This window comes from Aurantibacter aestuarii (assembly GCF_003008425.1).
Classification (GTDB): domain Bacteria; phylum Bacteroidota; class Bacteroidia; order Flavobacteriales; family Flavobacteriaceae; genus Aurantibacter; species Aurantibacter aestuarii.
This window is the reverse complement of the sequence record NZ_PXOQ01000007.1, coordinates 1,015,664-1,029,169: the sequence shown is the minus strand read 5'-3', so window position 1 is coordinate 1,029,169 and position 13,506 is coordinate 1,015,664. Positions and strand designations below refer to the sequence as shown.

11 protein-coding genes are annotated in these 13,506 nt (G+C 35.0%); all 11 read right to left on the bottom strand.

What is annotated here, in order from left to right:
* Positions 1–57 precede the first annotated feature (57 nt).
* Entirely contained in the window at positions 58–948 is an 891-nt protein-coding gene (cysD, locus tag C7H52_RS05740) for a sulfate adenylyltransferase subunit CysD (protein ID WP_106462917.1), read from the bottom strand.
* Positions 949–957: 9 nt separating this feature from the next.
* On the bottom strand, positions 958–1,569 hold the full coding sequence (locus C7H52_RS05735; protein ID WP_106463086.1) for a phosphoadenosine phosphosulfate reductase domain-containing protein: 612 nt from the start codon (positions 1,567–1,569) through the stop codon (positions 958–960).
* A gap of 5 nt (positions 1,570–1,574) precedes the next feature.
* The gene (locus tag C7H52_RS05730) at positions 1,575–1,895 is read right to left on the bottom strand and encodes a DUF2061 domain-containing protein (protein WP_317045563.1); all 321 of its coding nucleotides are present in this window, start codon (positions 1,893–1,895) and stop codon (positions 1,575–1,577) included.
* 33 nt (positions 1,896–1,928) lie between these two features.
* The gene (locus C7H52_RS05725) at positions 1,929–2,333 is read right to left on the bottom strand and encodes an RrF2 family transcriptional regulator (protein ID WP_106462915.1); all 405 of its coding nucleotides are present in this window, start codon (positions 2,331–2,333) and stop codon (positions 1,929–1,931) included.
* Positions 2,334–2,364: 31 nt separating this feature from the next.
* The gene (metF, locus tag C7H52_RS05720; protein WP_106462914.1) at positions 2,365–3,321 is read right to left on the bottom strand and encodes a methylenetetrahydrofolate reductase [NAD(P)H]; all 957 of its coding nucleotides are present in this window, start codon (positions 3,319–3,321) and stop codon (positions 2,365–2,367) included.
* Positions 3,322–3,449: 128 nt separating this feature from the next.
* Positions 3,450–6,242: a methionine synthase gene (gene metH, locus C7H52_RS05715; RefSeq protein ID WP_106462913.1), complete on the bottom strand. Its 2,793-nt coding sequence runs from the start codon at positions 6,240–6,242 to the stop codon at positions 3,450–3,452.
* Between the two features lie 2 nt (positions 6,243–6,244).
* The gene (locus C7H52_RS05710; protein ID WP_106462912.1) at positions 6,245–7,246 is read right to left on the bottom strand and encodes a homocysteine S-methyltransferase family protein; all 1,002 of its coding nucleotides are present in this window, start codon (positions 7,244–7,246) and stop codon (positions 6,245–6,247) included.
* Between the two features lie 134 nt (positions 7,247–7,380).
* Positions 7,381–8,547 (bottom strand): trans-sulfuration enzyme family protein, encoded by a 1,167-nt coding sequence (locus C7H52_RS05705; protein ID WP_106462911.1) that lies wholly within the window; start codon positions 8,545–8,547, stop codon positions 7,381–7,383.
* 191 nt (positions 8,548–8,738) lie between these two features.
* Positions 8,739–11,159, bottom strand: a complete 2,421-nt coding sequence (gene thrA, locus C7H52_RS05700; protein ID WP_106462910.1) for a bifunctional aspartate kinase/homoserine dehydrogenase I — start codon at positions 11,157–11,159, stop codon at positions 8,739–8,741.
* Between the two features lie 3 nt (positions 11,160–11,162).
* Entirely contained in the window at positions 11,163–12,089 is a 927-nt protein-coding gene (locus tag C7H52_RS13565; protein WP_317045562.1) for an alpha/beta fold hydrolase, read from the bottom strand.
* 65 nt (positions 12,090–12,154) lie between these two features.
* Entirely contained in the window at positions 12,155–13,447 is a 1,293-nt protein-coding gene (locus C7H52_RS05690) for an O-acetylhomoserine aminocarboxypropyltransferase/cysteine synthase family protein (RefSeq protein ID WP_106462908.1), read from the bottom strand.
* Positions 13,448–13,506 lie beyond the last annotated feature (59 nt).

Sequence of the window (13,506 nt, the reverse complement as noted above, 5' to 3'; positions counted from 1 at the left end):
GTTAATCTTAAATTGTGAGTTTGCTAAAGGCTATAAGCCAAAAGCTAAAGGCATATTTTAAAAATACCCTTGTTGTTTACGTTTTTCCATTGCGGCTTCGCTACGTTTATCGTCTATACGAGCGCCACGCTCGGAAATGGTAGAGCTTCTAATTTCCTCTACTACTTTTGTTATTGTGGTGGCATCGGAAAGTACTGCTGCGGTACAAGACATATCTCCAACGGTTCTAAAACGCACCAAACGATCTTCTACAACTTCATCTTGATCTCTAAAAACTACTTCATCATCTGCAGACCAAATCAATCCATCTCTTAAAAAAGTAGCTCTGGTGTGTGCAAAGTAAATGGAAGGAATTTCAATTTGTTCACGTTCTATATAAGACCAAACATCCAATTCGGTCCAATTTGAAATTGGAAATACGCGTACATTTTGGCCTAATTCTATCTGTCCGTTTAACATATCAAACAATTCTGGTCTTTGATTTTTTTCATCCCATTGCCCAAAATCGTCACGAACTGAAAACACACGTTCCTTCGCTCTTGCTTTTTCTTCGTCACGACGTGCACCACCAATACAGGCATCAAATTTAAATTCTTCAATAGCGTCTAAAAGCGTAGTGGTTTGTAAACTGTTTCGGCTGGCGTAACGACCTTGCTCTTCTTTCACTTTACCTTTATCTATGTCATCTTGAACGTGTCGTACTATTAGCTCTAATCCTAATTCTTTAACCAACCGATCTCTAAATTCAATCGTTTCCGGAAAATTATGTCCTGTATCAATATGCATTAAAGGAAACGGAATTTTAGCTGGATAAAATGCTTTTTGAGCTAATCTAACTAAGGTGATAGAGTCTTTTCCTCCAGAAAATAGTAAGACTGGTTTTTCAAATTGCGCTGCTACTTCTCTAAAAATGTATATAGCTTCGCTTTCTAAGGGATTAATTGACATATTTATTTTTTATTTGCTGTGTAAACCACATTCTCTATGACCCAAAACCTTGGTTGGGTCAAAATATTTAAACTCGTTGGGTAAATTGTGTTCTTCTAAATAGGCTTCTAATGCCTCATCGGTATAGTGATAAAACGGACTCACCTTAACAACTCCTTTTGCGTCTTGAGAAACGACATCTATACTATCTCTAAAAGCTGTCTGACCTTTACGAAGGTTAGTAAACCAAACATCTGGTTCATGGAAATTCATGGCACGCGTAAACGGCTCTAACTTTACCTGCTCTGTAAAAATCTCATGTTTTGAATCATTAACATCAGGTAACCCTAATACACTATTTCGATGAGCCACAGTTTGCTTAGGGACGTATAAGTCTATATTTAGCTGTAATCGACTAATGATTTCTTCTGCATGTTTATAGGTTTGAGGTGTATTATAACCTGTATCGCACCAAACCACATTAATATCATTCTTCTTTTTAGAAACTAAATGCAAAATTGCAGCCTCAAAAGGTCTAAAATTGGTAGTGATAATAGGCTTTTTAGCAAAACTTAATGCCCAACTAACAATTTCCTCTGGTGATTTACCTGATAATTGTTTATTTATTTCTGTTAAATCCATCTTCATTATTTTCCCCATTTAATACTATTCCAAGTGCGTTCATGAAAAAAGTATAATATCATTTTAGATACAAGTTCTACACCTCCAATAGCCAAAGCTTTATCGATGCCTCCTGTAATTAGATAGGAGATAATCACAGTATCCACTGTTCCTATGATACGCCAGCTAATGGTTTTAACTAAACTACGTTTAACCCTTTCACTACTCGTACTTTTATGAGGATTTACAGTTGGTTCGCTTTGAACTTTAGAATGAGTTTCCTTATATAAAATATCTAAAATCATAATTATTATAATTCCTATCGACTTAATAGGAATTGCAAACATAAGACAGCAGATTTAATTCTACAAGAAAATAACTTAAATTAAGTCTTTTAACGATTTTGAATTTAAAATAGAAAGGCTGGCATCTCTTAATTCTTCCATAACAGTATGTATAGAACAGGTTTCTTCACTCGGGCAGTCTTCGCATTTTTCATAGAAATTTAAACTTACACAAGGTAGCATGGCAATGGGTCCTTCCAAAGTACGCATAACAGCAGTCATACTAATTTCTGAAGGGTCCTTTAGCAAATAATAACCTCCAGTTTTCCCTTTTTTAGAACCTACAATACCGGTTTTTTTTAATGACAATAGGATACTCTCCAAAAACTTTTGAGAAATATGTTCCTGCTCTGCAATGTCTCTTATAGAAATAATTTTGGCTTCTTGCTTTGCAATATACACCAATGCCTTAATGCCGTATTTTGTTTTTTTAGAAAGCATAATAATAATTTGGGATTCTAAAAGTAAACAATTAAAATAATTTTGACGCTATAGCTTTTACATTATCGCTTTTTCCCATAGAATAATAATGTAATACTGGCACACCTGCTTGTTGTAATTCTTTAGATTGTTGTATGGCCCACTCTACTCCAACTTGGCGTACCGCTTTATTATCTTTACAATTTTCTACAGAAGTAATTAAATCCTCTGGTAAATCTATTTTAAACACTTGTGGTAATAGTTGAAGATGACGTTTGGTAGCTAAAGGTTTTATGCCCGGAATAATAGGCACATCAATACCAAAATCTTTCGCCTTTTTTACAAATTCGAAATACTTTTTATTATCAAAAAACATTTGAGTCACCACATAATCTGCACCAGCATCTACCTTTTCTTTTAAGCGTTTTAAGTCTGTTTGTAAAGATGGTGCTTCCATGTGTTTTTCAGGATAACCTGCTACTCCAATACAAAAATTAGCAGGACTAGAAGCTTCCACTACATCATGTAAATATTTCCCTTTATTTAAATTCTGAATTTGCTCTACTAAACCCTTAGCATAGTGGTGTCCACCATCGCAAGCTTCAAAATATTTCTGATGGCTCATCGCATCACCTCGTAACGCCATAACGTTATCAATACCCAGATAATGACAATCGACTAACAAATATTCGGTTTCTTCTTTGGTAAAGCCGCCACAAAGTACGTGGGGTACTGTATCTACATCGTATTTATGCTTAATAGCCGCACAAATCCCAACACTACCAGGACGCATTCTGGTAATTTTCCGGTCTAACAACCCATCTTCTCTATCGATATAAATATATTCTTCCCGAGAGGTTGTAACATCAATAAATGGCGGATTAAATTCCATTAACGGGTCTATGTTGCTATATAACTCTTGTATACTATTTCCTTTTTTAGGCGGAATAATTTCAAAAGAAAACAATGTTTTTCCTTTAGCGTTTTTTATATGGTCTGTAACTTTCATGTTTTAAATCTCTTATTGTTTTTTTTGGCGTTACCTAAAGGTCGGGGCTTTACATTCCAATCTTTTTGTCTTAGGTTTCGACTACGCTCAACCTAACAAAAAGGATTTTCATTTCAAACCCTAACGCACTAATCTGTTAAATTTGGGCTTAACCATTTTTCCGCTTCTTCAATACTTATACCTCTACGTTTAGCATAATCTTCCAATTGGTCTTGAGTTATTTTTCCTAAACCAAAATACTTGGCTTCTGGATTAGCAAAATAATACCCACTTACACTTGCTGCAGGCCACATAGCTAAACTTTCCGTTAATACCACGCCAATGCGTTCTTCAACTTTTAATAATTTCCAAATCGTTTTTTTCTCTAAATGGTCGGGACAAGCTGGATAACCTGGCGCAGGACGAATACCTTTATAACTTTCTTTTATTAAATCGTCGTTGGTTAAGTTTTCATCTTGTGCATAACCCCAATGTTTCACACGAACTTCTTTATGTAAATATTCTGCAAAAGCTTCAGCCAATCTATCGGCTAAAGCTTTTATCATGATACTGTTATAATCATCATTTTCAGCTTCAAACTGTTCTGCTAATTCTTTAGTCCCAAATCCTGTAGTCACACAGAAGCATCCCATGTAATCTTGAATTCTGTTGTCTTTTGGTGCAATAAAATCGGCTAAAGCAAAATTGGGTTTTCCTTCACGTTTTTTTAATTGCTGACGTAAACTTAAGAACTTGTAGGTTTGAGATTCGTTTTCATTAGAACCTCTCGACTCCGCTCGAGGAGACATATTGTTATTAGTATCACTGTCAGGTCGAGCGGAGTCGAGACCTAATGATTCTGTAGTTTCCACTAATTTGACAACCTCAATATCATCATGATTTACAGTATTAGCTTCAAACAAACCAAAAACAGCTTTAGCTTTTAAAAGTTTTTCATCTAACACTTTTTGAAGTAACTTTTTGGCATCTGCAAATAACTCTGTGGCTTGAGTACCTACGACTTCATCGGTTAGAATATCTGGATATTTACCATGTAAATCCCAACTTCTAAAGAAGGGCGACCAATCTATAAAATCGACTAACTTGTTTAAATCCAAAGTCTCAATAACCTGAACACCTAATTGGTTTGGTTTCGTGATTTCGGTAGTTTCCCAATCTATTTTAAATTTATTCTGACGTGCTTCCTCTATGGAAATGTATTCCTTTTTACGTGTTCTACTTAAAAATTGATCGCGAAACTTATCGTATTCTTCTCTTATTTTCAGCTTATAAATAGAGTTGTCTTTATTTAACAAATCACCAACCACAGTAACCGCACGAGATGCATCGTTAACATGTATTACTGTATTGTTATAATGTGGTGCAATTTTAACAGCAGAATGTGCTCTGGAAGTTGTGGCACCACCAATCATTAAAGGAATATCTAAACCTTGACGCTCCATTTCTTTTGAAATGTAAACCATTTCGTCTAGCGATGGTGTGATTAATCCACTTAAGCCAATAATATCAACTTGTTCTTTTATAGCTGTTTGAATAATTTTTTCTGGTGGAACCATAACACCTAAATCGACTATTTCGTAGTTATTACAAGCTAAAACCACACTCACAATATTTTTACCAATATCGTGTACATCGCCTTTTACGGTTGCCATTAAAATTTTACCAGCAAATTCTTGTTTTCCGTCTTTTTCAGCTTCAATAAAAGGTTGAAGATAAGCGACCGCTTTTTTCATTACACGAGCAGACTTCACTACTTGTGGCAAAAACATTTTTCCGCTTCCAAATAAATCGCCCACCACATTCATTCCAACCATTAAAGGTCCTTCTATAACTTCTATGGGTCTGTCAAAAGTTTGACGAATTTCTTCAATGTCTTCAATAATAAAAGTATCTAAACCTTTAACCAAACTGTAGGTGATACGCTCCTGGATTGGTTTTTCTCGCCATTCTAAAACTGTGGCTTCTTTTTCTTTTGAAGTTCCTTTAACGGTTTCAGCAAAATCTAATAAACGTTCGGTAGCATCGTCTCTTTTATCGAACAAAACATCTTCTACATGCTCTAATAAATCTTTTGGTATTTCATCGTAAACCTCTAACATCGTTGGATTTACAATACCTATATTCATCCCACTTTTAATGGCATGATATAAAAATGCTGAATTAATTGCTTCTCGAACTACATTGTTACCTCGAAATGAAAAAGACACGTTACTTACGCCTCCAGAAACATTAGCATAAGGCAGATTTTCTCGAATCCATTTGGTGGCATCAAAAAAATCGGTTGCATTTTTACGATGCTCGTCCATTCCTGTTGCTACAGGAAAAATATTAGGATCGAATATAATGTCTTGAGGTGCGAATTTAACTTCGTTCACCAAAATGTCGTAAGAGCGCTTACAAATATCAATTCTACGCTGATAGGTATCGGCTTGTCCCACCTCATCAAACGCCATCACGATTACAGCTGCTCCATAACGTTTTACCAACTTGGCTTGTCGTTTAAATTCGGCTTCGCCTTCTTTTAAACTGATAGAATTTACCACACATTTTCCTTGAGCAACTTTTAAACCTGCTTCAATAATTTCCCATTTAGAACTATCAATCATGATAGGCACACGAGAAATGTCTGGTTCTGACGCAATAAGGTTAAGAAACGTTGTCATAGCATAAACGCCATCTAACATTCCTTCGTCCATATTCACATCTATAATTTGCGCGCCGCCATCCACTTGGTCTCTTGCCACATCTAGAGCTTCGTCGTACTTTTCTTCTTTTATTAAACGTAAAAACTTACGCGATCCTGTCACGTTTGTTCGCTCTCCAACATTAATAAAATTAGATTCTGGAGTAACCACCAAAGGTTCTAAACCTGATAAGGTTAAGTATTTATTTTGGTTTGATTTTGGGTTGTTGCTTTCCATAATTACGCCACTGTATTTAAAGTTCTTGGACTGTATTTAGAAGCTACTTCTGCAATTGCTTTAATGTGCGCAGGACTTGTTCCGCAACAACCACCAATAATATTTATTAGATTATTTTTTAAATAGGACTCGATATAGCCTTGCATCTCCTTAGGCGATTCGTCGTATTCTCCAAACGCATTTGGAAGTCCTGCATTGGGATGCGCCGAGGTATAAAAATCGGTTAAGTGTGCTAAACGTTGCAAATACGGTTGTAATTGCTGCGCGCCTAAAGCACAGTTAAAACCTACACTTAATAGTGGAATATGTGACACTGAAGTTAAAAAAGCTTCAACGGTTTGTCCCGATAAAGTTCTTCCTGAAGCATCTGTAATTGTTCCTGAAACCATAATTGGAATTTCGATATCTCTGTCTTCTTTAACTTCTTCAATAGCAAATAAAGCAGCCTTAGCATTTAACGTATCGAAAATAGTTTCCACTAATAATAAATCGCAACCACCATCTATTAAAGCTTCGACTTGTTGTTTGTAAGCAATTCTTAATTCATCGAAAGTGACCGCACGATATTCTGGTCTGTTCACGTCTGGACTTAAACTGGCAGTTCGGTTGGTTGGCCCAATACTTCCAGCAACAAAACGAGGTTTGTGGGGTTCTCTTGCTGTGAATTCATCCGCAACTTTTTTAGCAATTTTAGCCGATTCAAAGTTTAATTCGTAAACCAAATCTTCCATGTCATAATCTGCCATAGCAATGGTGGTTCCTGAAAATGTATTGGTTTCCACGATATCGGCTCCTGCCTCAAAATACTTTGCGTGAATCTCGGCAATAGCTTTGGGTTGGGTTAACGACAATAAATCGTTATTCCCTTTTAATGAGCTTGGGTAATCTTTAAAACGTTCCCCACGAAAATCTTCTTCAGTAAAATTATATTGCTGAAGCATGGTTCCCATGGCTCCATCTAATACAAGAATGCGCTTTTTTAGTTCTTCGTTGATGTGACTCATTTTTTATGCTTTTTTATCTTTTTAGTTCTCGACTCCGCTCGAACTGACACTTACTCTTTTACTGTTTTCTTAATAATTCTCGATACGATTTCTCGTTCCTCGAAATCACTCGAACTGACAGCCGATTTCAATTCTTAATTCAACGCTTTATCTAAATCTTTAATGATATCTTCTGTATGTTCTAAACCTACCGAAATTCTCACCAAACTATCTGTAATTCCAACTTCCAAACGGTCCTCTAAAGCCAACTTACTATGCGTTGTACTTGCCGGATGTGTGGCAATAGTTCTTGTATCTCCTAAATTAGCTGATAATGATATGATTTCCAATTTATTTAAAAACTGTCTTCCGGCTTCTAATCCGCCTTTTATTTGAAACGCGACGATATTTCCACCTAATTTCATTTGCTTTTTAGCAATGTCATATTGCGGGTGCGATTTTAAAAATGGATATTTCACACTTTCAACTTGCGAATGGTTTTCTAAAAACTCAGCGACTTTTAAGGCGTTCTCACAATGTCTATCCACACGAACATGCAAGGTTTCTAAACTTTTAGATAACACCCATGCATTAAATGGCGATAAGGCTGGTCCAGTATTTCGTGAGAATAAATAAATCTCTCTTATTAAATCGGCTCGCCCAACCGTTACACCACCTAACACACGACCTTGACCATCTATTAATTTTGTTGCTGAATGAATCACCAAATCGGCTCCAAATTTAATAGGGTTTTGTAAGTAAGGTGTTGCGAAACAGTTGTCTATTATTAATATAAGATTATGCTTTTTAGCTATTTGCCCTAACCGTTCTAAATCTAAAATATCGACTGCTGGGTTTGTTGGACTTTCAGCATATAATATTTTTGTATTGGGTTGAATTAAGCTTTCAATTTTATCGACTTCATTTACCTTAAAATAACTGGTTTCTATATTCCATTTAGGTAAAAACTTAGTAAACAAGGTATGTGTTGACCCAAACACAGAACGAGCAGATACAATATGGTCGCCCGCATTAAGTAAAGCAGCAAAGGTTGAAAACACTGCCGACATACCTGTCGCAAATGCATAGCCACTTTCTGCACCTTCTAATTTGCAGATTTTATCTACAAATTCAGACGTGTTAGGATTGGTAAAACGACTGTAAATATTTCGTTCTTTTTCTTCAGCAAACGAAGCACGCATATCTTCAGCATCATCAAATACAAAACTTGAAGTTAGATATAATGGTGCAGAATGTTCTTTGTATTGCGAACGTTCAACTTGTGTGCGAATGGCGTTTGTTTCAAAGTTTTCGAATGACATATTTTTTTATTTTGTCGTTAGTATTTTAGGCTTATTAGTTCTCGACTCTAGCCTGTCTTGAGCGGAGTCGAAAGGCTCGAACTGACGTTACTTTTTATTAGATTCTGGTTTCAAAAAATTACAATATGTTAAAATATTAAATGTTCAAATTATCACAAATTGATACATTTTCAAATTAACACATTGCTACATTAATTATTCTTATCTGTTAATCTTAATATATCTCCAAAAACGCCTCTTGCAGTCACTTCTGCTCCTGCACCAGCGCCTTGAATAATTATAGGTTGATCTCCGTAAGATTCTGTGTAAATCTCGAATAAAGAGTCTGCGCCTTTTAAAGCACCTAATGGCGATTCTTTTGGTACCGACACTAATTTAACATCTAATTTAGCACCGTTTTCATCGGATAAATCACCGTATAAATCTCCTACATAGCGCAATACATGACCTTCCTTTTGAGATAATTTCGTGGTTTTAAATGAATCGTTTAATTGGTTAAAAGACTTTAAAAACTCAGCTGTTTCTACTTCTCTTAATCCCACAGGAATTAAATTTTCTACGTTTACATCTTCCAATTCATTGTGTAAATCTAATTCTCTGGCTAAGATTAATAATTTTCGTGCGACATCTGCTCCACTCAAATCTTCACGCGGATTTGGTTCTGTATAACCCTTATCTAAAGCTTCTTGTAAGACTCCTGAAAACGGAACTTCTTCAGCTGAAAACGTATTAAAAATATAACTTAAAGAACCAGAAAACACACCTCTAATTCTTACAATATTTTCTCCTGAATGATGTAATAACTTTATGGTATCAATTAAAGGTAAACCTGCACCAACGTTAGTTTCATATAAATAATTCTTATTATATTTTGCTAACGACGCTCGCAATTCATTATAAAAATTAAAATCGATGGTATTGGCAATTTTGTTAGACGACACTAAGTCGAACCCTTGCTCTACTAATTTTAAATAATTAGACACAAATTCCAAACTGGACGTATTATCTATAGCAATTAAATTTTCTAAATGATGTGTTTCTGCATAGTTAGAAATGTCGTTTAATTCGTATGCTTTTCCGTTTTCGGTTAATTGTGATTTCCAATCTCCGGAAATACCATCTTTATTTAAAAGCACTTTTTTTGAATTAGCTATGGCAAAAATATTCAGCTTAATACTTTTTCGTTTTTCAATTTTTTCGGCTGAAGCAATAATCTGTTCTATTAAAGTACCACCAACAGTTCCGTGTCCGAAAATAGCCAAGTTGACTTTTTTAGAAATTCCGAAGATTTCTCCGTGAATTACATTTAAAGCTTTGTGTAATTGATGCTTTTTAATCACCAAACTTACATTTTCGCCTGTAATCGTATTGTTAAATAATAAAGGCTCAATTTGATTTTTAATTAAAGCATTAAATGGTTTATGAAAAGACCTAAGACTTTGCCCTACTATTGAGATGACAGACACATCATCTATCACAGAAATTTTATTGATATCCTGAGAATAGAAATCGGTTTCAAACTCTTTTTCTAACGCTATTACCGCTTTCGTAGCATCTTCTAATGGTATAATTAAACCAATTCCCCGTTCTGAAGATCCTTGTGAAACAATACTAACACTAATATTATTGATGCTTAAAGCATTAAATAATCTAGCATCGACACCAACTTTCCCCAGTAATCCGCGTCCTTCAATATTTATTAATGCCACATCATCTAAAACAGACAGAGATTTAATCCCTTTTTTGGTTGAATTCCCTGTAATTAAGGTTCCATGGTCGTTTGGGTTGAAGGTATTTAAAATACGTAATGGAATATTTTTTTCCAATAAAGGAATAATAGTTTTGGCGTGTAGAATAGTTGTTCCAAAATTGGCAAGTTCGTTAGCTTCAGTAAAAGATAATTCGCTTATTTTTTTGGCATCTGCTACCAGATCTGGATTAGCCGTATAAATACCATTAACATGTGTATAGTTTTGCAGTTCTTCAGCATTTAAAAAACTTGCCAAAAGTGAAGCAGTATAATTACTACCATTACGACCTAACGTAGTGGTTTGATTAGCATTATTAGAACCAATAAATCCTGTTACAATATTAACCGTAGTGCCATTATGCGCTTTAAAATAATTAACTACATGCTCTTTGGATGCTTTGGTATTAGGTTGTGCATTTCCAAAAACATCGTCGGTTTTTATAAGTAAACGTGAATCGGTTGCATTGGCTTTTATTCCTTTTTCAATTAATAAAGAAGCGACTGTTTTAACCGAAATTAATTCGCCTTGTGCTAAAACTTCATCTTTAATTTTTTTACTGTAATCGCCCAACAATTTTACACCTTCAAAAATTTTTAAAAGTGTTTTAAATTCTTCAGTTAAATCTACAACTGCATTTGCAGCTTCCTGATAATTTTTAAAGCTTTCAAAATCATCTAAATAATGCTGATTATTTACTGCCTTTTCAAGAATAACTTCTAACTCATCGGTAGCTCCACCACGCGCCGAAACCACGACTGCAATTTGTTCTTTTGCTTTTACTTTATCTTCAATAATAGCAATTACGCTATCTAATCCTTTTCCGTTTGCTAGAGATTTACCTCCAAATTTAAGTACTTTCATATCTTAGTTGCTCCCATTAAAAATAGGCGCGATTATGGTTTTAAGTTGTTCGTATTCAATTAAAAAAGCATCGTGCCCATGTATAGATGTGATTTCGTGGTAGCTTACTTTTTTATTTAGCTTGTTAAGTGTTTGGTAGCTGTCTTTAATATCGTCTGCCGTGAAAAATAAATCTGTATCTACACTAATTAAAGTGATTTGAGCCTGAATAGCTTCTAAATTTTCTACTGCTATTGTTTTTAGTAAATGATTCATTAGCAAGTAAGCCGATTTCTGAAAACGGTCTTGCAATTTTTTACCATGATGTAACAACCAGCTTTCTACATTATAAATTTTTAAATCCTGATTTACTGTTCTGTTGAAGCGTGCCTGAAACGATTTTGGTGTTCTGTAACACAACATAGCATGAAGCCGTGCATCGTGAACCGGATTGGTTGAATTTAATAGTATTTGTTCCTGTATTAAAGTATTTGCTATAATCCAGTCTGATGATATGTGGTGCGATGCCACAGGAATTAAATGTGTTGTAAGTTCCGGTTGAAGCGTTGCCATTTGCCAAGCAATCCCGCCACCTAAAGAACCGCCAATAATTGCAAATAACCTATCTATTTTTAAGGCTTTTAGTCCCAACAAAAATAGATTTGCTACCTGCGTAACAGTTGTGTTTTTATAATCTTCAACTAAAACACCATCAAATCCATTTCCGGGAATGTTAAAAGCTAAAACCGTATACTTGTTAGTATCGATAGCTTTACCGTTTCCTATTAAATCATTCCACCAACCTTGTTCTCCGCAAACCGTAGAATTTCCTGTTAAGGCATGATTAACCAACACAATTGGAGCAGTATATAACGCTTTACCAAAAGTCTCGTAAGACAATTGAAATGTTTTATTGTTATGATTTACAGATATGTGATGTAATGGTTTCACTTCTTTTTTTGTGATTATAATTAAAAATCTACAAGATGCTGAACACCTTGTAGATCTATAAAACATTAAACTCTTACTGGTTTATTTATTAAAGCAAAAACTTTTTTTAAGTCCGCTTTTAAATCTTCTATATTTTCAATCCCAACAGATAATCTAATTAAATCTTTAGTCACGCCTGTACGCTCTTTGTCGGCATCACTTAATTGTTGATGCGTTGTACTTGCAGGGTGAATAATTAAAGATTTAGTGTCCCCAATATTTGCTAATAATGAAAACAACTTGGTTTTATCTGCTATGACTTTAGCAGAGTCATAACCACCATCGACACCAAAAGTGACTATACCACTTTGACCTTTAGGCAAATATTTTTTAGCTAAAGCTTTATATGGACTAGTTTCTAAGCCAGGATAATTCACCCAATTTACTTCTGGTTGTTCTTGTAACCATTTAGCCAATTCAAGTGCATTCTGACTATGTTTTTTAATACGTAATTCTAAGGTTTCTAAACCTTGTATAATTTGAAAGGCGTTAAACGGACTTAAAGCTCCACCATAATCACGTAAGCCTTCAATTCTAACTTTGGCAATAAAGGCGGCTTCTTTTAAAACCTCACTATATATTAAACCGTGGTAACCAGCAGATGGTTCGGTAAATTCAGGAAATTTACCATTGGTCCAATCAAATGTTCCTGCATCTACAATAATTCCTCCTAAAGCCGTTCCGTTTCCATTAATGTATTTGGTTAAAGAATGAATCACAATATTGGCACCATATTCAATAGGATTTAACAAATATGGCGTAGCTACTGTATTATCTACAATTAGTGGTACATTGTAAGCTTTAGCTTCTTTAGAAATTGCTTCAAGATCCAAGACATCTAACTTTGGATTTCCTAAAGACTCTACAAACACCACTCTAGTGTTTTCCTGAAAAGCGTTTTTGAAGTTTTCCGGATTTGAGGCATCTACAAAAGTGGTTGTAATACCGTGTCTTGGTAAAGTCACATTTAATAAATTAAAGGTACCACCATACAAACTGCTTGACGCCACAATATGATCTCCTGCTCTAAGTAAGGTTAATAATGTTGTAGCAATTGCTGAAGTCCCAGAAGCTGTAGCTACCGCAGCAATACCACCTTCTAAAGCGGCGATACGTTGTTCTAAAAAATCGGTTGTTGGGTTGTTAAGTCTAGTGTAAATGTAACCAGGCTCTGTTAAATTAAAACGACCTGCTGCATTGTCTGAATCGTCAAACACATAAGATGTGGTTTGATAGATTGGCACTGCTCTTGTACCGCCGTTAGCATTTACATCGTGTCCTGCGTGCAACGCTTTGGTTGCAAAATTTTGTGTACTCATTTTTCTAAGTTTTTTTGAGTTAAATAAAAAATTAAAACAAAAAGTCAAATAAGCCTCAA